The organism is Sulfurimonas sp. NWX79 (assembly GCF_039667035.1).
GTDB classification, from domain to species: Bacteria; Campylobacterota; Campylobacteria; order Campylobacterales; family Sulfurimonadaceae; genus Sulfurimonas; species Sulfurimonas indica.
On the sequence record NZ_JALCZL010000009.1, the window covers coordinates 50,541 to 70,697 of the forward strand.

The following is a 20,157-nucleotide window of genomic DNA, read 5'->3' on the forward strand; positions in this document are numbered from 1 at the left end:
GAATGTACTATACGAAAAAGCGTATCCACTCTTAATGTATCTTACCCTATACTTTAGAATAAGGAATAAATCAATATGGAAAGAAAGCAGCAATTAATTAAAGATATCCAAGACCTTCTTAACAGTTATAATGGTGTACGCCCTACCTCAATAAATCCAAACTTATTGGAGTTCATGGATGAAGAGACGCTTATAAATATAATAGACTCTCTATTGAATCAAAAAGAGGAAAACAGAGAAGCTGATACAGAATGGTTAGAAAAATTTAAAACAAAATAAATCATTGTTTCATTTTGTTATCGTTATTTACTATTAATAATGTATAATTTCACAAATTAAAATAAGAGGATAACACAATGAGTAGCAATGTAGATTTAATCCAGCTTACTGAACAAACGAAAAAACTTACAGCAATGGTTGTAGAAGATGAAAAAGTGACAAATGAACTTTTAAGCTCTACATTTAAAAACTTCTTTTCAGATGTAGATTCATGCTTTGACGGTGAAACTGCTTTAAAAATATATGAAGAGAAAAAACCTGATGTTGTTTTTGTTGATATTATCATGAGCGGTATGGATGGTATCGAATTAGCACGTAAAATTCGTGAGATCAATCCTGCACAGATTATTATTGTAATTTCAGCAAGTAACGATATGGAGAAAATTTCTGAATCAATCGAAGTTGGTGTAAACAGCTTCATCCAAAAACCTATCGACACAAAGAAAATCATTGAACTTTTAAATAATGTTGTTTCAATGATTGCTAAAAAGAAAAAAGTAGAGACAAAAACTTTCTCTATCTCTTTACCATTGGACCTTTACGAAACTGTAAACGACAATGCAAAAGCTGAAAGTATCTCTAAAAATGCTGTAATCATCAGAGCACTTCGTAGTTTTTACGAATAATCACATTTTTATATAGATTTTAGCTTTATTTAAGAGTAAAATCTATATAATTTCGGCTCAACAAAACTGTTGAGCTTTCACATAAAAGTGGCCCCTTCGTCTAGCGGTTAGGATCCATGGTTTTCATCCATGTTACAGGAGTTCGAGTCTCCTAGGGGTCACCACTTTTTCTTAAAAAACAATCCAAACAAACACTTTAGATTAATCAAAAATACGCTAAAATCACAAAAAAATATTTAGGAATTTTTATGCTTAGATTTGCATCCAGTCCTACTGCTGATATGCACATTGGTGACTTACGTGTTGCCCTATTTAACTACCTTATTGCAAAACAACGTCAAGAAGATTTAGTTATCCGTATTGAAGATACTGATAAAAAGAGTAATATCGAAGGAAAAGATCAGGAAATTTTAGATCTTCTTGGACTTTTTGGTATTGAGTATTCACAGGTAATATACCAAAGCCAAAATTTTCGTTTTCACTCTGCTATGGCTCTGCAGCTTCTTCATGAAAAAAAAGCTTTCTCATGTTTCTGTTCTGATGAGTGGCTTGAGAAAAAACGTGAAGAGGCAAAGAAAGCAAAACAGGCATATAGATATGATGATGCTTGTCGCAATCTTCCTGCTGAGCTTGTAATAGACAATACTGCCCCTTTTACTGTAAGAATTGCCCGTCCGGATGAGCCTATTGTCATTCATGACAAGATAAAAGGTGATATAAGTTTTGATCCGGATGCAGTTGACAGTTTTATCATTATGAATCAAGATAAAACACCTACATATAACTTTGCCTGTGCAGTGGATGATATGCTCAGTGATGTCTCTATGGTTATTCGCAGTGAAGACCATATGAACAATACTCCAAAACAGGTACATATTAGAAATCAGCTTGGCTATGAGAAAGAGATAGAGTATGCACACCTACCTGCCATAATAGATGAAGATACAGTTAGTGTGAAAGAGCTACTAGAACAAGGATATCTACCGGAAGCCATTTTAAATTATTTAATATTAACAGGCAATAAGCCTCCACGTGAGATATTTACACTTGAAGAAGCGAAAAAGTGGTTCACGCTTGATACTATTTCAAACTTCCCTGCTCGCTTTGATATGGATATGTTGAAGCATATAAACAAAGAACATATGAAGATCATGGATGCTACAGAGCTTTCACGCTATGTCGGTTTTGCTGATGCAGATATTGGTGAGCTTGCTCGTATCTACCTGGAAGAAGCGGGAACGACACGTGAGCTCAAAGAGAAAATCGCACCTATATTCACACCAAGAGATGTACCAGAAGCTTTTAGTAAGCAGGGTGCTATTATGAAAGAAGCAATTATAAAAGCACCTCATTTTGAGGAATATGATGATTTTAAAGAACACATCACAAAAAAGACCGGACTTACAGGTAAAAATTTCGTTACACCACTTCGTATATTACTTACTAATGCAGAAGATGGTCCAGATATCGCAGATATCTATAAGTATCTTAAAAATTATATAAGGGAGATTATAAAATGATAGTAGATATTATTCAAGGAATTGGTGGGATTGTGATCTCACTGATTAATGTATATATTTGGGTTATAATTATTGCTGCACTGCTAAGCTTTGTAAATCCGGACCCTTTTAATCCTATTGTCCAGTTTTTATACAGAGTGACTAATCCTGCCTATGCATTTGTCAGAAGGTTTATTCCAACAAATTTGAATGGGCTTGATTTTGCACCACTTATTATAATCATAGCACTGCAGGTGCTTATTGTTATTCTCTCTTCTATTTTAAGAAGTCTCTAGATTATTTATCTTTAACAAACTGCAAGGTAGCATTTACTGCCTTAGACGTTTCTATTTTCAGATTTAACACATTTCCCTCTTTTTGAAATCCAAGCAGACAGTACTTGCTCCATGGTGCAGTAAATGATGTTAGATAAGAGAATTCATTCTCTGATTCAAGCTCTTCTTGTAACAGAGATGGTTTGCCATTAAGCGTGAATGTAACGGTATCGTTTTTATCTTTTATGTAATAATAAACATAAAAATACTCGTTTTGATTATACATCTCAGGCAGTACTTTATTAAGATGGATAACATTGATGACACCCTCTACTTTTGTGCCCTTTTTAATTTTAAGCGTTTGAATACTGTCTTCACTCAGCTCTTTTACTGAAGTAAAGTGAAATTTTTCAAATGCATTTTTTTGAGCACATCCAATAAATAGTAGAATAAATAGTACAGTTGCTAAAAAAGTTCTCATTATATACCTTAAATTTTAGATGAAATTATATCTTATTAAACTCTTCTTTTGTATAATAACTTAAAATTTAAAGCAAAGTTGAACATTGAGTAAAAGATTAGCAGTTGCATTTACAGGGCCATCCAACAGTGGTAAAACTACTTTGATATTAAAAGTAGCACGTAAACTCATTCATGAGCATAAGTTGGAAGTTGCGATTATAAAACACGACCCAAAAGATAAAGCCCGTTTTGATGTCGAGGGAAAAGACAGTTATAAATTCAGTGATACTGGTGCAGAGGTAATCGTTACTTCTCCAAACCGTACGACATACTTTTCTAACCGACATTCTGAACTTGAAGATATGATAAGGCTCTTCGATAAGTTTGATATTTTACTTGTTGAGGGACTAAAAAACCTCCCTCTTCCACGTATCAGTGTTTTTAGAGACTCCATAGATAAAGATTATTTTCCATACATGAATGCTTTGGCAATAGATGACAGTATCGACGTTTCAAAATATAATTTACCAACAGATGTTGATATTTTAGATCTAAATGATGCCAATGAAGTTATTACATGGATTCAAAACAATGCTAAAGAAGTATAAAAAAGGATAAAATTTGAGAGATATATTTGACGCAATACAAAAAAGTGCAAAAAGAATTAAAATTGCCATCGATACAAAAGACATAGGCTATTCACAGCAAGAAAACTCTTCAGGAGAGACACAACTTGAGCTTGATATTCAATGTGATATGATTATTGAAGAGGAGTTCTCACGTATTGCATCTGTCCATACAGTAGCAAGTGAAGAAAAAGAGCATGAAGAACTACTGCACAGTGATGGAAAATACTTTATCGCTTATGATCCGCTTGATGGTTCCTCTTTAGTAGATGTAAATCTTAGTGTCGGTTCTATCTTTGGAATCTATGAAGGTGGATTCTCATCCGATAAAATGGTTGCAGCATGTTATGTTGTTTATGGTCCTCGTGTTGAGATGGTTTTTGCAGAAAATAAAGTAAAACTTTACCTGCTTCAAGCTGGAGAGTTCGAATTTGTTAAAGAGATTCGTTTAAATGAAAAAGGTAAACTTATGGCTCCGGGCGGAACACAGCAAAACTGGCCAAAATATCATAAAGCTATGATAGATGGTTTTTTTGCGGAAGGCTACAGACTACGCTATTCTGGTGGTATGGTACCTGATTTGCATCAGATTCTTCTTAAAGGTGGCGGTCTTTTTTCTTATCCTGCTACAAGCGACAAGCCTGAAGGCAAACTGCGTCGTCTTTTTGAAGTATTTCCTTTTGCTTTTGTTTATGAGAAAGCCGGTGGTGAAGCAATAGATGGTAAAGAGAGAGTATTAGACTTATGCTGTGCACATATTCATGATACTTCTCCATGCTTTTTTGGTTCAAAAAGTGAAGTAGCACGTGTCAAAGAGGTTTATGCAAAAAATGCATAATGAACCAAAGGATAGATTTGAACTGCATCTCGATGAGATGATAAAAAAAGTTCAAGAGTGTCAACACAACAGAGGACACAAAAGCTGCTCTGCCTGTGAACTCTACATAGGTTGCGAGCTTCGAGACGAATATGTCAAAGCCGTTTACAACAGTATGTCAAAAGGCGATACAGGCGGCTTTGAGTTCTAAAATGAAAGTATTTGAACTCCAAGCATAAATAAATTGAGAATTATAGCTATTATGGGTATCCGGATAGGAAAAATTGTAATTCCTTTTGGATGTGGAGCTTTCAACTTTATCTTTATCAATGCCATATTAACGAGAGTAAATACAATAAAAATCACAAAACTTGTTGACTGAGCCAATGTTATAAGTGGTAATAAAAGTGACAAAACAAGTATAATCAACGATGTTATAATCGTTGCATAAACCGGAGTAGAAGTTTTAGGATTCACAATGCCTAAAAACTTAGGCATCCACCCTTTGGCACTCATACCGTAAAAAATACGAGAAACCATTATAATCTGAACTAAAACGCCATTAATTACAGCAAACATACCAATAAAGCTAAGTACTACAGCCTTTTGTGAAGTGGCTTTTTCATATACTGCTGCTAATGGTGCAGAAGTTGACGAGAGTATATCCGGTGATAAGAGTGATATAGAAACAAAAGAAATCGCAAAATAAAGTATAGTAGCAATAAAAAGTGTAATAATAATGGCCTTAGGCATTGTAGAAGTCGGATCTTTAACTTCCTGAGCAATATTAACCATATCTTCAAATCCGATAAAAGCATAAAAAGCTAAAAACGCACCTAAAATAATGTTATTTAAAATAATAAAATCTGCAGGAGGTATCATCTTTGCAAAGTTCTCCAAATCAAAAGAGAGATAAGGAAGAGCAACATATATAACAAGAAAGAGTCCAAAAATCTCTAAAAATGTAAAAAGTACAGTAACTTTTACGGACTTGCCTATTCCCCAAGTAGCGATAAGAGTTAATAGAAAAATTAAAGAGATAGAGACCAAAAACTCAGGAATATCTACAAAGGTACTTAAATAACCGTAAAAACCATGTATGATTGTTGCAGATGATAGCACTCCACTCAATGCAATTATAATTCCTATTGCAATAGAGAGCTCTTTGATCCCAAACCCCTCATACAGATATACTGCTTCACCAGCACTGACAGGGTATCTTGCGGACAATTCTGCATAAGAAAATGCTGTAAAAAGTACAATAACACATGCAATTAAAAAAGATAGAGGCATATATATTCCGCTTATTCCGGCTATCTTGCCTATTACAACATAAATACCAGCTCCGAGGATATTCCCAAGTCCATAAAAAATGAGTAAAGGAAGAGATATAACTCTTTTTAAAGAAGTATTATTTTTTTCTTCGCTTAACATGTTGAACTCCATTTTTCTTATAATATAACTTATAACATTATTTATATTAAGAGAAGCTATGCATATTTTTTTGATATTAATTGAAAAATCTAAGTCTATTTGGATAAAATAGCAACTATAAATACTTTACAGGACAATAAAATTGAGTAAATATATTACTACACCTATCTATTATGTAAATGGCGAGGCTCACATCGGTCATGCGTACACTACTTTCATTGCAGATACGATGGCACGATATGAGAGATTAAAAGGCGAAGATACTTTCTTTTTAACAGGGACTGACGAACATGGTCAAAAGATTGAAGAGTCAGCTGTAAAAGCAGGTAAACAAACGCAAGAGTTTGCAGATGAGATAAGCGCAAAATTTAAAAATCTTTGGGATGAATTTGGAATCAGCTATGACAAATTTATCCGTACAACGGATGAAGCACATATGAAAGGCGTGCAAAAAGCTTTTGAAGTAATGGTTGCAAAAGGTGACATCTATAAAGATTTTTATGAAGGTCACTACTGCGTGAGCTGTGAGACTTTCTTTCCTGAAACACAACTGGTAGATGGAGAGTTCTGTCCTGACTGTGGTCGTACGACAAGTGTTGTAAAAGAGGAGAGTTACTTTTTTAAACTTTCAAAATATGAAGACAGACTCCTAGAACATTATGAGGCCAATCCAGAGTTTATCATGCCAAAATCACGTGCTAGTGAAGTAGTAAACTTTGTAAAAGGCGGTTTGAGAGACCTTTCTGTTACTCGTACATCTTTTAGCTGGGGTGTAAAAATGCCAAAAAGTATTGGCGATGACAAGCATGTTATGTATGTTTGGCTTGATGCCCTTCTGAACTATGTTACAGCACTTGGATATGGTACAGATGAAGCACAAATGGACTACTGGCCTGCAGATGTACATTTTGTAGGAAAAGATATCTTACGTTTTCATGCGATTTACTGGCCTGCATTTTTGATGAGTCTTGATCTGCCACTTCCAAAGCACATTGGTGCACACGGCTGGTGGACACGTGATGGTGAAAAGATGTCAAAATCAAAAGGAAATGTTGTTTCACCTAAAGAAGTTGCAGATGCTTACGGTGTTGAAAATCTACGCTATTTTATGCTGCGTGAGGTTCCTTTTGGACAGGATGGTGATTTCTCTCAGCGTGCATTCATAGATAGAATAAACTCTGAACTCTCTAATGACCTTGGTAATCTACTCAATCGTATCATCGGTATGAGTGGAAAATACAGTGACTTTGTGATTGATTCTAAAGATGTAGAGAAGTATCATGCAAAAGAGCTAGCAAAGATGAATGAAGTGCTTGATTCTCTTGATGTCTTTATGGAAAACCTGCAAACACATAGATATCTAGAAGAGCTCTGGAGACTTTTTGCAATTGGTAACGGTGTTATTCAAGAATACGAGCCTTGGGTAAAAATGAAAAACAACCAAGAAGATGAAGCACTTGCAACTGTTGCGCTTGTTGCAAATATATTAGCACGCGCTGCTGTGATGCTGCATCCTGTTATGCCAGAAACTACTAAAACTATTGCTGATGCTCTCTCTTTTGAGATAAGTCAAGAGAGTTATCAAGAGCTTGTTATTGATAAAAAACTTCTCAAATTATTTAATATTAAAAAAGTTCCGCCGCTCTTTCCACGTATTGAAGAACCTTTGATGGCAGAAGCTCCAAAGGCAGAACCAAACCCTCCAAAAGAGGAGAAAAAAGAAGAGAAAAGTCCAAAAAATGAAGACAACCTGATTGAAATCGGTCAGTTTTTTGAAACTTCTTTGAAAGTGGGAACAGTTGTTGAAGCCGAAGAGGTGCCAAAAAGTAAAAAACTTCTCAAACTGCAAGTTGATTTAGGTGAAGAGAAGCCTCGTCAAGTCGTTGCAGGCATTAAAGAGTTTTACTCTGCTGGAGACCTTGTAAATACTCAGGTTTGTGTTGTAGCAAACCTCAAACCTGCAAAATTGATGGGGATGATGAGCGAAGGAATGCTTCTTGCTGCTAAGGATGAAGATGGTTTATGTTTAATTAGACCAGAAAAACCTAAAAAAGCAGGCACACCTATTGGATGAGACTTGAAAATATTTTAGCACTTACACATGGGGAACTTGTAAACTCCCCTTTTGTAAACAGTTTTGAAAATATTGTTTTTGATGCAAGATCTGTAAAAAGAGGCGATCTTTTTGTAGCTTTTGATGAAACAATGATAGAAGATGCTGTGCTAAATGGTGCCTATGGTGTTGTTTTTGACAAACCGACACAGATAAGTGACAGTGAAATTGCCTGGATAAAAGTAAAAGATCTTCAAGAGGCACTGGAGAGAATTTTGCGATTTATCCTGATAGATAAAGAGATAGAGGTTTATGAGTGCAATGAGATTATTTTAAAACTGGCCTTGCAGGTTGTCACTGAACCAAACTTCATCGCTCTTCATGGTGACATTCAAACACTTTACAAGATGCTTAGCTCTCTTGAAAATGGGGCAAGCATTCTCTTTAGCCCTGCTCTTACGTCAAAAGAGCTCTTTACCAATGTAAAAAAACTACCCCTAAACCCAAATGAATCTATCAATATCATTGAACAAACTCTTTTTGAGACCTCTTTTATCTATGATAATATATTTTATGAAAGACAGCTTATCTCTCCTTTTTTTATGCCCTATCTAGAACAGCTTCTTCATCTTTTTAAAGTGCTCAAGATAAACTTTAGACTGAGAAAATTTACTCCAATTGACCATTTTGAAGCAGTCTTTACAAATAAAAACTTTGAGATTAAAGAGTTTGGAACAAGTGACAAGGTGCTTATATTTGAAAAAAACACTACGCTTATAGAAAAAGAGATCGAATTTTTACAAAAACAGGCTACTTGGGCAAATATTCTCTATCTCATCCCTTTTACTGCAGTGGAATCACTCAGCCAAGAGTTACGAGAAAATCCAAATATTGTCAGATATAAAAGTGAAAATGAGATTAAGAACCTTCTTAGAGAACATAGTTTCCATTTTGCACTTATTGTAGGTGCGAATAAATCTATACTTACAAAACCACTTACAAAACAGACAGAGGTATCTTTGTTTGATTTTTATTAAAAAGGCATCATATGAATCGTAGAGATTTTCTAACAACGGCAACAACAGCCTCAGCAGCACTCGCTCTTGGCGGGTGTAATGAAAATAATCGTCAGGCGATTGATTATTCAAAGCATCCAAAGCACACAGCAGAAACAAAACGTGTCAATGTAAACAGAAATAAAAAAACCGTTATAAAACTCGCTACAAGCTGGCCTGCTCACTTTCCGATAATGGGCAGCGGTGTTGAAAAGTTTGTAAAACGCGTGAAAGATATAAGTGGTGGCCTACTTGAAATAAAACTCTATCCTAAAAATGTTCTTCTCCCTGCTCTTGCTGTTTTTGATGCGGCAAGTTCCGGACAAATCGATGCTTTTCACTCAGGTCCATATTACTGGAAAGGGAAAAACTCTGCCTTCTCACTTTATAGCGGCATTCCTTTTGGCTTTACTGCTGAAGAGGTCAACTCATGGATGCTTTATGGTGGTGGACTTGAACTATGGCGTGAGCAGTATGCAAAGTACAACCTCTACCCTTTTCTTGGGGGTAATACAAACATTCAAATGGGTGGATGGTTTCGAAAACCTATCAATTCTTTGGCAGATATGCAAGGACTGAAAATGCGTATTCCCGGTCTTGGTGGTGAAGTCTTTGCTAAAATGGGCGTAAATCCTATTCTTCTGCCTGCAGGAGAGATCTATACTTCATTAGAGCGTGGGGTTATCGATGCAACTGAGTGGGTTGGTCCGGCACTTGATATTAAAATGGGATTTTATAAAGTAGCCCCTTATTACTATTCAGGCTGGCACGAACCAGGTTCGGTATTAGAGCTCACGTTTAACAAACACTCGTGGAAAAAACTCTCAGATGAACATAAAGCAATGATTGAAGTGTGCGCAAGCGAGATGAACTCCAATATGACCTATGAATTTCATGAACAAAACATTCAGGCACTGCAAAAACTCAAATCTCTTGATGTAAAACTCTCCAGATTTCCTGATGATGTTACAGGGGCAGGTAAAAAAGCACTCAAAGAGGTCATTACTGAGCTCAGTAGTCAAAACAATGACTTTGCAAAGGTATATGACTCAATAAATAAACATCTTCAACTCTCAAAAGAGTGGAGTGATGCAAGTTTAGGATATTTTTTAAATATCAGATAACAACCATTAGTTAAAAGAGAGTATTATTCGCTTAAAATTTCTTATGGTATATTTTATGAAAACAGTTTTACTTCTTCTTTTGTCTTTACAAGTATCACTTTTTGCATCATTTAGCGGAATACTGCTTGATGCAAACAGCTCCTCTCCTGTAGCAGGTGCCCTTATTAGTGACTCAAAACATGATGTAAAGAGTGATATCAATGGCAGTTTCACAATTGAGTCAAATGAAAAAAACTATCATATCAAAGCCATTGGTTACAGACCTTACACGTTTACAAGTGAGAGAAACAACACAATTATAAAACTTGAGCCTATCAAAGTAAAAGCGCTCTACCTCACATTCTGGGGTGCGAGCAACAACTCAAAAACTCTTAAAAACATACTCAAACTCATTGAAGAGACAGAAGCGAATGCCATCGTTGTAGATGTTAAGAATGAGTATGGTTCTACACAGTTTTGGACAGGTTTCAAACAGGCAAATGAGTATGGTGCATATAAAAACAGAACAAACAGAGATATTAAAAAGTTTATGAAGATGCTCAAAGAGAGAAACATCTATACAATTGCTCGTATCGTAACATTTAAAGATGAACTTCAAGCTTCAAACAATCCTGACTATGCTATAAAAAAGAATGATACAAATCAAACTATTTGGCGTAATCATGACAATATGGCATGGGTAGATCCTTTTGATAAGCGCTCACATGATTATGCTATCTCTATCGCAGAAGAGGCTGCAAAAGTTGGCTATGATGAGATCAACTTTGATTATATTCGTTTTCCTGCCAAAAAAGGACTTATCTACTCTCAAAAAAGCACACAAAAGAATCGTATCAAAGCAATAGAGAGCTTTTTAGATGAAGCAAAATCAAGACTGCGAAAATATGGTGTTTTCATCTCTGTTGATACATACGGTAATATCTGCTGGGCAAAAGATGACAATGGCATAGGTCAGACGGTCAGCTCACTTGCTTCTCGCGCAGACTATCTTGCGCCTATGCTCTACCCTTCAGGTTTTTCGAAAGGCTCTTTTTATTTTGAGTACCCTTCCGAGTATCCTTATGAAGTGGTTTTTCGCAGTGTAAAAACGATTCAAGACAGAGTTAAAAGTGCTCGTGTAAGACCTTGGTTACAACACTTTAAAGATTATACAAGAAGAAAAAAAGAGTATGCAAGAGATGAGATCCAGGCTCAAATTAAAGCTACGGAAGATGTAGGAACAAATGGATGGATGATGTGGTCACCATCAAGCAAATATAATATCGACTATCTAATTATCACCGCCCCAACAAACTAACTCAATTTTTGATGCAATAATTTTGTGCATAATCAAGACAGATTTTTAAAAAGCTAACCGTAGTTAACTTGAGAAAATCTAACGCAGAGTATGGGCAAAAGTATTGCACCCTATGGGGAGCAAAACAAGGGGCAATCTGCAAACAGAAAAATCTTTGAATTAACCAGTTAGTCCTACAAATTTTTCTATTCACATCTCACCCCTTGTGTTACTCTCAAAATTTGAGTTAGTTTGTTGGGGTGGTGATAAGGACCCTGCTCTCTTTTAGCCGCTTTCTTATTGCTTTGGAGTTTGTTAGGTATGTATCAACGAAAGTATGAAAGTCTTTTGAGTGATTCATATGCACGAGATGAGCAAGTTCATGAATGACAACATAGGTTATAAGCTCTTTATCAAGCTTCATCAGTTCACTGTTGAGTGTAATAACTCTGCATGAGCTACAACTTCCCCATCGTCTTCTCATTTTTCGAATTTTAAGCTCTTCAAAAGAGAGATTCATAATTTGTGCATATTTTTGCAGCTTCTGCGTGAGGTATTCTCGCGCAATCTCTTTATAAAAAGTATCGTAAACTTTAAGAACTTTTTCTTGAGTGGGTGATTTGAGACGATGGAGTTTTCTCCTTAGTTGTGCTGCTTCTTCACTGTCTATGCTGTAAACTTCACCAAAAAGAAGCACTTCATCTTCTAAGTTTACAGAAATTTTTTCTCTTGATCTGTTTTTTGCTATCTGCTTGTTTATCCAGTTACTCTTGTCTTCAAGCAATGCCAGAGTAAAACTTGGTGATTTGTAAGGAGTTTTTACCGTAATGATATTATCTTGATTGATGCGGATATAACTGTTTTTGAGGCGTGGATTATGGATAATCTCTACCTCATACTGTTTAAAATTGATTTTAGACGTATGCAATTGGATCTTTTACTCCGGCTTTCTTAAATCCATTGAGTCTCAGTCTACAACTGTCGCAGACACCACATGCCTTATCTTCATTTTTATAACAGCTCCATGTAAGTTCTAGTGGAACATGCAACTTGAGTGCCTCAGCTACAATTTGTGATTTTTTCAGATGTACCAAAGGCATTCTAATCTCGATATTCGTTTCATCCTTGGTTCCCAGGTTAATTGCCTTTTGCATTGCAGTAATATAATCTTCTCTACAATCAGGATATCCGCTACTGTCTTCTTCAACAACACCGATAGCAATCACCTCTGCACTCTCTTTTTCAGCAATAGCTGCAGCCATCGAGAGAAAAATACCATTTCTAAAAGGCACATAGGTAACAGGTACCCCCTCTTCTATGCCACCTGTTGGAACATCAATGCTCTTATCTGTCAATGCCGAAGCTCCGAGCTGTTTAAAAAAATCCAAATCTAAAATATACTGCTCTTTTACATCAAGTTTTTTACTGATTGCGTTAAAACACGCCAACTCTTTATTTTGCGTTCTTTGGTCATAGTTAAAATGTACGGCGATTATCTCATAACCTTGAACATGCATCATATATGCAGCAAGTGTAGAATCCATACCACCACTCATAATGCAGACTGCTTTTTTACTTCTATTCTCTTTCATAGTGTGATTTTAGCATATCTAACTCTTTTTTTTAATCTTTTTCAAATAAAAATCATTCTACAATGATAGAAGTAGAGATAAAGGAGTTCGTAATGGCAGTATCTTCAACTTCAAATGCATCCACAGCACAAACCATTCAAATTGATGTAATGAAAAAAGCACAGGATGTGCAAGCACAGCAAGTACTCAAAGTCTTAGAAAATGCAAATCAGCAATCACAACAGGTTACTGCACAAAAAACAGGAATTGGACAAAATATCAATATACTAGCTTAAGTGCCGTTTTCCTCTCTTTTAAAAAATCTTTTATAAGTTCTCTTTGCTATAATTTCACCCATGATAGATATAGATAACCAAACTTCTTATGAAGTAAAAGAGACATTGTTGCAAAAAATTGCAAAAAGTCTTACAGAAAAAGATATTGAACTTATCATAACAGATAATGCATCCATACAAGTTATGAACGCTGAGTACAGAGATATTGACAAGCCAACAGATGTACTCAGTTTTCCTTATGATGCTGCTATGCAGATGGCTCCACTTGGTAGTATTGTCATCTCTTATGATTTTGTTCAAGAAAAAGCCAAAGAGTTTCAACACCATGAAGATGATGAGTTTACCCTACTCTTTATTCATGGGCTTTTGCATATTTTAGGATACGATCATGAGTGTGATAATGGTGAAATGCGCCAAAAAGAAGAAGAGATCATCAAAGCTTTTTCACTTCCTCAAAGTCTCATTGTCAGAACAGAAGGATAAAGATGGATTATGTAGTTTTTTTAATATCTATGGCAGCTCTTATTTATGGGGCTGATTTCATCATTAAAGAGAGTGAAAGAATTGCTCTGCACTTTGATATTTCACACTTCGTTATTGGTGCGACACTCATAGCCTTTGGTACCAGTTTACCAGAAATGGCAGCCTCTATGGTCGCTTCTTATCACGGAAAAAGCGATATGGCAATTGCCAATGTTGTCGGTAGCGTTGTATTTAACATTACACTTGTTTTGGGTGTTGTTTTTATGATTGCAAAGTCTATGAATCCTGATAGAGATCTCTTTTCAAAAGATAGTACCTGGGTTATTGTACCTGTTGTGATTTTCTATATTATGATACAAGATGGAGAAATAGGCAGACTTGATGGTATTTTATTTCTACTGATGATGGCCTCCTATCTTTTCTTCCTTTTTTCAAGCTCCAAAGAGGAACTTGAAAGTGAAATAGATGAAGATCTGACAAAAGAGAAGTTCAACTGGCCAAAAAGTATCCTTCTTTTACTTGTTGGTTTCATTTTCACAATAGGTGGAGCGAATTTTGTCGTGGAGAGCGGAACAAACATAGCACGTTCACTTGATGTGAGCGAATGGATTATCGGTCTGTTTTTGATCTCACTTGGAACATCACTTCCTGAACTCATTGTATCACTTGTAGCTGTCAAAAAAGGAAATTCAGAGATGAGCATTGGAAATATCATCGGTTCAAACGTTGCAAACTTTTCCATGGTCCTTGGTGGTGCATCATTGATAAATCCATTGACTATCGATTTAAGTGCTGCGAGTTATGATATTTTGATTATGGCATCAGCTTCTATCACCCTGCTCTTTATCTTGGCAAATAAAATCTATAATAAAGCTGGCGGTATCTTTTTATTGACTATTTTGGTACTTTTTATCGCCCACTCAGTTTAACAACGCTACCTTTTCTTAATATATCCAAGCTCTAAGAGCTTGTTATATATATCAGAGACAATAGATCCTGCAGCATGCCCACCATGCCCACCATGTTCTATCATAACCGTTACTATATACTGAGGTTTCCTAGTAGGTCCATAGCTTGTAAACCATGCGTGAGAACGGTTATAGTAAGAGAGTTCATGCTCTAGTCTTCTTTTTTCAATATCCTGCTTGATCCCAATTACCTGTGCTGTACCCGTTTTTCCTGCAATTCGTACTTTAGAGTGTAGATACTGCGTCGCTGTACCATGTGGTGAATTACAAACCTGAATCATAGCCTTTCGGATGACTGGAAGTTTTCTTTTTTCCAAAGGAGTTAAAATGTCTTTATACTCTATCTTATATGGCTCATCACCTATATATTTTGCAAAGTGTGGTGTAATGAGCTTCCCTGTGGCAATCAATGCGGTCTCTCTTGCAATTTGTAACGGTGTGACAAGAAAGTCCCCCTGTCCGATTGACATATTTGCAGTCTCTCCGATATTCCAGGAACGATTGTATTTTCTCAGCTTCCAAAGACGAGAAGGAACGACTCCGATAAACTCATTTGGCATATCTATACCGGTTTTTTTACCAAAACCATACCGTTTGAGTCCCTCACTCATCATCTGATTACCCAGAATAAGACTTCCTTTATAAAAATAATCATCGCAACTCTCACGGATGGCTTTTACAATGTCCGTATGGTGATGACCTCTCTCTTTCCAACAACGGAATGTCCTGTTTGCAATTCGTAAGTTAGAGCGACAATCAACACTCCATTTATCACTCAACTTCGTCGTAATATAAAGCAGTCCAAGCAGTGGTTTAATCGATGAACCGGGAGGATATAGCCCGTGTGTGAGTTTATTTGTAAAAGGATGATCCAGACTTGAAGCAAGTTTGTTGTACATTTTGTAGCTCATCCCTGAAACAAAGATATTTAAATCATAATTTGGAAAACTGCCCGCAGCCAATATAGAACCATCTGTTTTCATAACAACAAAAGCACCTACTTTACCCAAAAAGAGTGCAGATATATATTTTTGCAGCTCTATATCCATATTAAGTGTCAGTTTTGTATCTTCCTGTGGACTTTTATAGTAAAGCTCTTCTATCTCTTGATTATTGGCATTTACTTTTATCTCGCGTTCTCCGGGAATTCCTTGAAGGTAGTTATTATAGTAATTTTCAATACCTGTTTTTCCCGTATAACCAATGAGTTCAAGTACCGGATTTTTATCGATATCTTTTTTGTTTGCACGCGCTACATAGCCTATCATATGCGCTGCGATATTTTTATAAGGGTAGTAACGTTTTGGCGCTGGTACTATCTTCATGTTCTCACGCAGATTGAGGATCGAATATATCGGCATCATCTCTTCGTAAGGAATAAACTGTACAACATCGATAAAGTTGTGATTATAAAAAGAGTCTTTTTTTCTATAGTTTTTTACGATCTTTTTTCTATCAAGTGACGGCAAAAGCTTTGTAAGAAGTGCCACCTCTTCTTCAAATTCATTTTTATGTTTTTTCGTAAGCAAATGTGGGGCAAGTTGGATTTTAAATCCAAGTTTGTTGATGGCAATAGGTCTGTTTTTCACATCAACAATCTCACCACGCACAGGAGCAATCTTTTCATGCTTGATTGTATTTTTAATGGAGAGTTTTGAGTAGTAGATGTTTGACTCCACTGCCAGAAAAAAAACACGCACAATTAAAGCAAGCCAAACAGATGCAAAGAGTAAAATAATAAATTTAACTTTCATAAAAGACTCACTATTAAAAATTCAATTACTATATAGTATACTATATAGTAATTTATCTCAGGTGCCTCTAGCAGAAAGATATTTGAGACAAATGTAAGAAATGCAAAATATCCCATATAGGTAAAGAGCACATAGGAAATCTTGATACAGGAGTTACACGAAAAGTTTTGAATAATTTTTGGCATGATAAATTTATATTGAATATAAAAGTATATAAGTGAACTAAAAAGAAGGTAACCATAATTTGCTTCAAAGATCACGAGACAAAATGCAATTAAAAAGAGTGCCAGTGTATCTTCTCTCTTAAGTGCACGTGAGAAAAGAACAAAAAGTACAGAAAGCAAAGGTGGCAAAAAAGGATATATACTCGCCAGTGAGCTATAGAGAACATAGAGTACAATGTATAAGAACGGTACTATAGGTTTTTGATCAGAGATACTTCGTTGCATATTGGAAAGTGTTTACATTTGATACAATCAGCCCAGATTTTATGCTCAGGGAGGGACTCTTTTGGAATTTCTACAAAACCAAGCCTTTCGAAAAAAGACTGTTTGTAAGTTAAACTCAGAACTCTTTGCACTCCAAGAGATTTTGCTTCATCGAGAACTTTGTTTATGAGTTTTTCTCCTATCTTTCTACCTCGAAAGCCGTCCTTTACAATCAAAGAGCGAATTTCGGCAAGAGAGAATGTGTGAATATGTAAAGCAGTGAAACCAACGAGTTCTCCATCTAAAAAAGCCAGCGTATAAGAGCGTATATTTGTTGCTATCTCATCATCACTTCTGTCTAAAATGATTCCACTCTCCACTTCAGGACGGACCAGCTCTTGCATTTTAGGAATATCTGAAAGCTTTGCTTTTACAAATTCAATCTGCATCTACTTCTTCTTCACTCTCTTTTAAAATATCGTAAATCTCTTTAATGATTTTCTTTGTTCCCCGTTTTTTAGCACTTGAAACCATCAATGCATTGGGAAACTCTCGTCTTAGAGCATTTTGTTCTTTCTGGTTGAGCTTATCAATCTTTGTAAAGATTTGGATGATGTATTGATCCTCTCTTGCATGTGTAAATAAAAACTCACTTACTTGCGTGTCAATCTCCAAATGAGGATGACGACAATCGATAAGATGAATAAAAATCTTGATCTGTTCTCTGTTTGCTATATAATCTGTAAGATTTTTCTCCCAGTCATGCTTTTGTGCTTTTGATACTTTTGCATATCCAAAACCTGGCAGATCGACAAATTTTGCCATCAGTTTTTGGGATGTGTCTCTATCCATGAATGTCACATCAAAATAGTTAATCAGCTTTGTCTTTCCCGGTGTTGAAGAGACTTTTGCCAGTCCTTTGTGATCTGTCAAAGCATTTAGAAGTGAGCTTTTGCCAACATTTGAGCGTGCCATAAAAACAACTTCGTTGTGTTCATCAGACTCAGGAGCCGCTTTATAGTTTGGTGCTGACGTAATGAATTTTGCATCGACTATGTCAATCATCTACTTCTTTTCCTCATCAATATTAAATATCATAATAACAGGCTCTTTTTTAAAGCCTTTTGCATATGCTTTTCCATCTGTCGTCTTTAAGACCACTTCATCTCCTAAGATCTCTTTTTTATCATTAAGCTGTTTTAAATGAACATTTTCATAAAAATAATACTCTTTTTTATTTGGAAAATAGATGACTTTACCGGCAACTCCACTATATTTTGCCCCATCTTTTGTCGTAATACTAAAAGAGACATCCCCTACTGCTACAAATTTTGTAGGTTTTTTCTTTTTATTGACATAAATTGTCACTTTAGAAGCATTGAGTTCGTCATTTGCCTTTTGAATGTTTACATCACCACTAAAGACAGAAACCCCAGTGTTTTGGTCAGATGTAAAAGAGTTTGCCTTTATTTTTAACTCTTCGGAGAAAAGCAGTGTTGTAAATGTTGTAATTAAAAGGAATATGGCTGTTTTTTTCATCTATTTACTCTCTTGTAATTGAATTTTTGCACGAACATTTTTTGAAAAAATCTTGTTTTTTTCATTGTTATACCGGATATAAGAACCCTGTACTATACTGTCGTTAAGGTAAGCGACATAACCTACATCACTGGTAACATCGGAAGTCTTTTTATTATATACAGCTTTTTTCGTTTTAAAAGTCAGTCCGTCATCCCGTATATACTCAACATTACCGCTTAAAGTCACCAGATCATCTTTGTAGATACCATCATCTGCTTTCATATTTGCAATATACTTTTTTTCATTATCAGTATAATCCATATTTTTGATTGTATATCTGTTAGAGTAACGCACAGCCTCATTCCCAAGCATAATGGTCTGTAAACTGCTTCTGTCTAGCTCATACATTGTAAAGTCTTTTATCTCAAACAGTGGCACATCAACAAAAGCCTGCTGCTTTATATTTAAAGGCTTGAAAAAAACATAGATACCGATAAGTACACCTAAAACAAGTGAAAAAAAAAGCGTAATTTTGATAGCCTACTCCTCAATCCAAAGAGATAAAAACTCATCTTTTTGATCATTTTCTTCTATGATGATATCAATCATCTCACGCACAGCTGCATCACCGCCATTTCTGCTCAAAACTGTATCGACAAGCTCTTGAATCTCTTTTACCCCGTTGTTTGGAGTAAAACTTCTGCCGACCAAAGAGAGCATACCGTAATCATTGAGATCATCACCAATTGCCGCAACTTCATACATCTGTAGATTCAAAGACTCAACTATCTCACGCAGTACTTTCTCTTTATCCTTGATACCTTGATGCAGATGCTGTACACCAAGTTCATCAGCACGTCGCTTTACTATAAAAGAGTTACGACCTGTGATAATGGCTACATGATTTCCCATACGTATCCAGCTGGCAATCGCCAAACCATCTTTGACATGAAACTCTTTGACTTCAGATGAGTTACTTGTATAAATTATTTTACCATCAGTAAGACAACCATCAACATCTAAAACAAGCAGCTTAATCATAATACATCTTTTGTACTAGGAATTCCTACACGTGCATTTGGTGCTGTTGCACGACGAAGTGCAACTGCCACTGCTTTAAAAGCTGCTTCGATGATATGATGTTTGTTCTTCCCACGCAGCTCAATGATGTGCATACTTACTCTAGCATTAAGTGCAAAAGCTCTAAAGAACTCTTCAACTAGTTCAGTATCAAACTGCCCTACTTTACCATGTACATCAAGTTCATAAACTAAAAAAGGACGGTTACTAAGGTCCAGGTCACAGCTCACGCAAGCCTCATCCATAACAATATTTGCACTTCCAAAACGCTCCATGTTTTTTACAGGGTAGATTGCCTCAGCAAGTAAAGCACCAAGAACAATGCCTACGTCTTCAACACTGTGGTGATCATCAATGTGCGTATCACCTTTACAGCTGATATCTAAGTCTATCAAAGAGTGTTTTGAGAAGCTCTCAAGCATATGGTCTAAAAAACCGACACCAGTGCTAATGTTGCTCTTTCCACTACCGTTTATATCCAATGAAATCGTAATATCTGTCTCTTTCGTTGTTCTTGTTTTTGTTATCAT

General features: G+C 35.8%; 25 protein-coding genes and 1 tRNA gene. 15 read left to right on the forward strand and 11 right to left on the reverse strand.

The features are described 5' to 3' along the window. The first annotated feature begins 75 nt into the window (after positions 1-75). The 5 genes from MNY27_RS05530 to MNY27_RS05550 all read left to right on the forward strand — a co-directional run bounded on the left by MNY27_RS05530 (position 76) and on the right by MNY27_RS05550 (position 2,700). The gene (locus MNY27_RS05530) at positions 76-279 is read left to right on the forward strand and encodes a hypothetical protein (protein ID WP_152182882.1); all 204 of its coding nucleotides are present in this window, start codon (positions 76-78) and stop codon (positions 277-279) included. 77 nt (positions 280-356) lie between these two features. After that, a complete protein-coding gene (locus MNY27_RS05535) occupies positions 357-905 on the forward strand; it encodes a response regulator (RefSeq protein WP_152182883.1) in 549 nt (182 codons plus the stop codon). 89 nt (positions 906-994) lie between these two features. Continuing rightward, positions 995-1,069 (forward strand) — tRNA-Glu (locus MNY27_RS05540). A gap of 84 nt (positions 1,070-1,153) precedes the next feature. Then, positions 1,154-2,425, forward strand: a complete 1,272-nt coding sequence (gene gltX / locus MNY27_RS05545) for a glutamate--tRNA ligase (protein ID WP_152182884.1) — start codon at positions 1,154-1,156, stop codon at positions 2,423-2,425. Next, positions 2,422-2,700, forward strand: a complete 279-nt coding sequence (locus MNY27_RS05550) for a YggT family protein (protein ID WP_152182885.1) — start codon at positions 2,422-2,424, stop codon at positions 2,698-2,700. The genes gltX and MNY27_RS05550 overlap by 4 nt, the downstream gene beginning before the upstream one ends. A gap of 1 nt (position 2,701) precedes the next feature. Here the strand turns inward: MNY27_RS05550 and MNY27_RS05555 are convergent, their stop codons facing one another. Further along, positions 2,702-3,160 carry a hypothetical protein gene (locus MNY27_RS05555; RefSeq protein ID WP_346391961.1) on the reverse strand — a complete coding sequence of 153 codons (459 nt, stop codon included), beginning with the start codon at positions 3,158-3,160 and terminating at the stop codon, positions 2,702-2,704. Between the two features lie 85 nt (positions 3,161-3,245). Here MNY27_RS05555 and mobB point away from each other — a divergent pair, with 85 nt between their 5' ends. Genes mobB through MNY27_RS05570 form a run of 3 tightly spaced genes read left to right on the forward strand, consistent with a single transcriptional unit; the run spans position 3,246 to position 4,795 of the window. Next, a complete protein-coding gene (gene mobB, locus MNY27_RS05560) occupies positions 3,246-3,749 on the forward strand; it encodes a molybdopterin-guanine dinucleotide biosynthesis protein B (RefSeq protein ID WP_152182887.1) in 504 nt (167 codons plus the stop codon). A 13-nt stretch (positions 3,750-3,762) separates the two neighbouring features. Then, positions 3,763-4,605 (forward strand): class 1 fructose-bisphosphatase, encoded by an 843-nt coding sequence (locus MNY27_RS05565; RefSeq protein ID WP_152182888.1) that lies wholly within the window; start codon positions 3,763-3,765, stop codon positions 4,603-4,605. Next, positions 4,589-4,795, forward strand: a complete 207-nt coding sequence (locus tag MNY27_RS05570; protein ID WP_188109401.1) for a hypothetical protein — start codon at positions 4,589-4,591, stop codon at positions 4,793-4,795. Before MNY27_RS05565 ends, MNY27_RS05570 begins: the two co-directional genes overlap by 17 nt. Here MNY27_RS05570 and MNY27_RS05575 read toward each other — a convergent pair. Then, positions 4,792-6,018, reverse strand: coding sequence for an amino acid permease (locus MNY27_RS05575; protein WP_346391962.1), 1,227 nt, complete (start codon positions 6,016-6,018; stop codon positions 4,792-4,794). The genes MNY27_RS05570 and MNY27_RS05575 overlap by 4 nt on opposite strands. A 142-nt stretch (positions 6,019-6,160) precedes the next feature. Between MNY27_RS05575 and metG the strand changes: the two genes are divergently transcribed. Genes metG through MNY27_RS05595 form a run of 4 tightly spaced genes read left to right on the forward strand, consistent with a single transcriptional unit; the run spans position 6,161 to position 11,547 of the window. Further along, the gene (metG, locus tag MNY27_RS05580; RefSeq protein WP_346391963.1) at positions 6,161-8,092 is read left to right on the forward strand and encodes a methionine--tRNA ligase; all 1,932 of its coding nucleotides are present in this window, start codon (positions 6,161-6,163) and stop codon (positions 8,090-8,092) included. After that, positions 8,089-9,108, forward strand: a complete 1,020-nt coding sequence (locus MNY27_RS05585) for a hypothetical protein (RefSeq protein WP_346391964.1) — start codon at positions 8,089-8,091, stop codon at positions 9,106-9,108. Before metG ends, MNY27_RS05585 begins: the two co-directional genes overlap by 4 nt. 11 nt (positions 9,109-9,119) lie before the next feature. Next, positions 9,120-10,250 (forward strand): TRAP transporter substrate-binding protein DctP, encoded by a 1,131-nt coding sequence (dctP, locus tag MNY27_RS05590; protein WP_346391965.1) that lies wholly within the window; start codon positions 9,120-9,122, stop codon positions 10,248-10,250. A 55-nt stretch (positions 10,251-10,305) separates the two neighbouring features. Continuing rightward, entirely contained in the window at positions 10,306-11,547 is a 1,242-nt protein-coding gene (locus tag MNY27_RS05595; RefSeq protein WP_346391966.1) for a putative glycoside hydrolase, read from the forward strand. Positions 11,548-11,773: 226 nt separating this feature from the next. On the opposite strand, the gene MNY27_RS05600 is transcribed toward MNY27_RS05595, so the two are convergent. Further along, positions 11,774-12,454: a SprT family zinc-dependent metalloprotease gene (locus MNY27_RS05600; RefSeq protein ID WP_346391967.1), complete on the reverse strand. Its 681-nt coding sequence runs from the start codon at positions 12,452-12,454 to the stop codon at positions 11,774-11,776. Next, positions 12,441-13,118 carry a 7-cyano-7-deazaguanine synthase QueC gene (gene queC, locus MNY27_RS05605; protein ID WP_152182894.1) on the reverse strand — a complete coding sequence of 226 codons (678 nt, stop codon included), beginning with the start codon at positions 13,116-13,118 and terminating at the stop codon, positions 12,441-12,443. Before queC ends, MNY27_RS05600 begins: the two co-directional genes overlap by 14 nt. A 92-nt stretch (positions 13,119-13,210) precedes the next feature. Here queC and MNY27_RS05610 point away from each other — a divergent pair, with 92 nt between their 5' ends. The 3 genes from MNY27_RS05610 to MNY27_RS05620 are packed head-to-tail and all read left to right on the forward strand — an operon-like array spanning position 13,211 to position 14,805. After that, positions 13,211-13,393 (forward strand): putative motility protein, encoded by a 183-nt coding sequence (locus MNY27_RS05610; RefSeq protein ID WP_152182895.1) that lies wholly within the window; start codon positions 13,211-13,213, stop codon positions 13,391-13,393. Positions 13,394-13,453: 60 nt separating this feature from the next. Continuing rightward, positions 13,454-13,876 carry an rRNA maturation RNase YbeY gene (ybeY, locus tag MNY27_RS05615; protein WP_152182896.1) on the forward strand — a complete coding sequence of 141 codons (423 nt, stop codon included), beginning with the start codon at positions 13,454-13,456 and terminating at the stop codon, positions 13,874-13,876. Positions 13,877-13,878: 2 nt separating this feature from the next. Continuing rightward, positions 13,879-14,805: a calcium/sodium antiporter gene (locus tag MNY27_RS05620; protein ID WP_152182897.1), complete on the forward strand. Its 927-nt coding sequence runs from the start codon at positions 13,879-13,881 to the stop codon at positions 14,803-14,805. A 5-nt stretch (positions 14,806-14,810) separates the two neighbouring features. Here MNY27_RS05620 and mrdA read toward each other — a convergent pair whose 3' ends face one another. The 7 genes from mrdA to hisB form a co-directional block, all read right to left on the reverse strand. After that, positions 14,811-16,598, reverse strand: a complete 1,788-nt coding sequence (mrdA, locus tag MNY27_RS05625; protein WP_152182898.1) for a penicillin-binding protein 2 — start codon at positions 16,596-16,598, stop codon at positions 14,811-14,813. 415 nt (positions 16,599-17,013) lie between these two features. Continuing rightward, positions 17,014-17,475 (reverse strand): N-acetyltransferase, encoded by a 462-nt coding sequence (locus MNY27_RS05630; RefSeq protein WP_152182900.1) that lies wholly within the window; start codon positions 17,473-17,475, stop codon positions 17,014-17,016. Continuing rightward, complete coding sequence (yihA, locus tag MNY27_RS05635) at positions 17,465-18,091, reverse strand: ribosome biogenesis GTP-binding protein YihA/YsxC (protein ID WP_152182901.1); 627 nt, start codon at positions 18,089-18,091, stop codon at positions 17,465-17,467. Before yihA ends, MNY27_RS05630 begins: the two co-directional genes overlap by 11 nt. Further along, positions 18,092-18,565, reverse strand: coding sequence for a lipopolysaccharide transport periplasmic protein LptA (lptA, locus tag MNY27_RS05640; protein WP_152182902.1), 474 nt, complete (start codon positions 18,563-18,565; stop codon positions 18,092-18,094). It abuts the gene before it with no gap. Beyond that, the gene (gene lptC / locus MNY27_RS05645; RefSeq protein ID WP_152182903.1) at positions 18,566-19,084 is read right to left on the reverse strand and encodes an LPS export ABC transporter periplasmic protein LptC; all 519 of its coding nucleotides are present in this window, start codon (positions 19,082-19,084) and stop codon (positions 18,566-18,568) included. A gap of 3 nt (positions 19,085-19,087) precedes the next feature. Beyond that, positions 19,088-19,588 carry an HAD hydrolase family protein gene (locus MNY27_RS05650; protein WP_152182904.1) on the reverse strand — a complete coding sequence of 167 codons (501 nt, stop codon included), beginning with the start codon at positions 19,586-19,588 and terminating at the stop codon, positions 19,088-19,090. Beyond that, a complete protein-coding gene (hisB, locus tag MNY27_RS05655; RefSeq protein ID WP_152182905.1) occupies positions 19,585-20,157 on the reverse strand; it encodes an imidazoleglycerol-phosphate dehydratase HisB in 573 nt (190 codons plus the stop codon). The genes MNY27_RS05650 and hisB overlap by 4 nt, the downstream gene beginning before the upstream one ends.

Excerpts from the sequence above, each read along its gene's own strand:
- MNY27_RS05530 (WP_152182882.1), top strand. The coding sequence starts at position 76 with ATGGAAAGAAAGCAGCAATTAATTAAAGATATCCAAGACCTTCTTAAC.
- MNY27_RS05535 (WP_152182883.1), top strand. The coding sequence starts at position 357 with ATGAGTAGCAATGTAGATTTAATCCAGCTTACTGAACAAACGAAAAAA.
- gltX (WP_152182884.1), top strand. The coding sequence starts at position 1,154 with ATGCTTAGATTTGCATCCAGTCCTACTGCTGATATGCACATTGGTGAC.
- MNY27_RS05550 (WP_152182885.1), top strand. The coding sequence starts at position 2,422 with ATGATAGTAGATATTATTCAAGGAATTGGTGGGATTGTGATCTCACTG.
- MNY27_RS05555 (WP_346391961.1), bottom strand. The coding sequence starts at position 3,160 with ATGAGAACTTTTTTAGCAACTGTACTATTTATTCTACTATTTATTGGA.
- MNY27_RS05570 (WP_188109401.1), top strand. The coding sequence starts at position 4,589 with ATGCAAAAAATGCATAATGAACCAAAGGATAGATTTGAACTGCATCTC.
- MNY27_RS05575 (WP_346391962.1), bottom strand. The coding sequence starts at position 6,018 with ATGTTAAGCGAAGAAAAAAATAATACTTCTTTAAAAAGAGTTATATCT.
- MNY27_RS05585 (WP_346391964.1), top strand. The coding sequence starts at position 8,089 with ATGAGACTTGAAAATATTTTAGCACTTACACATGGGGAACTTGTAAAC.
- dctP (WP_346391965.1), top strand. The coding sequence starts at position 9,120 with ATGAATCGTAGAGATTTTCTAACAACGGCAACAACAGCCTCAGCAGCA.
- MNY27_RS05595 (WP_346391966.1), top strand. The coding sequence starts at position 10,306 with ATGAAAACAGTTTTACTTCTTCTTTTGTCTTTACAAGTATCACTTTTT.
- queC (WP_152182894.1), bottom strand. The coding sequence starts at position 13,118 with ATGAAAGAGAATAGAAGTAAAAAAGCAGTCTGCATTATGAGTGGTGGT.
- MNY27_RS05610 (WP_152182895.1), top strand. The coding sequence starts at position 13,211 with ATGGCAGTATCTTCAACTTCAAATGCATCCACAGCACAAACCATTCAA.
- ybeY (WP_152182896.1), top strand. The coding sequence starts at position 13,454 with ATGATAGATATAGATAACCAAACTTCTTATGAAGTAAAAGAGACATTG.
- MNY27_RS05620 (WP_152182897.1), top strand. The coding sequence starts at position 13,879 with ATGGATTATGTAGTTTTTTTAATATCTATGGCAGCTCTTATTTATGGG.
- mrdA (WP_152182898.1), bottom strand. The coding sequence starts at position 16,598 with ATGAAAGTTAAATTTATTATTTTACTCTTTGCATCTGTTTGGCTTGCT.
- MNY27_RS05630 (WP_152182900.1), bottom strand. The coding sequence starts at position 17,475 with ATGCAGATTGAATTTGTAAAAGCAAAGCTTTCAGATATTCCTAAAATG.
- yihA (WP_152182901.1), bottom strand. The coding sequence starts at position 18,091 with ATGATTGACATAGTCGATGCAAAATTCATTACGTCAGCACCAAACTAT.
- lptA (WP_152182902.1), bottom strand. The coding sequence starts at position 18,565 with ATGAAAAAAACAGCCATATTCCTTTTAATTACAACATTTACAACACTG.
- MNY27_RS05650 (WP_152182904.1), bottom strand. The coding sequence starts at position 19,588 with ATGATTAAGCTGCTTGTTTTAGATGTTGATGGTTGTCTTACTGATGGT.
- hisB (WP_152182905.1), bottom strand. The coding sequence starts at position 20,157 with ATGATAACAAAAACAAGAACAACGAAAGAGACAGATATTACGATTTCA.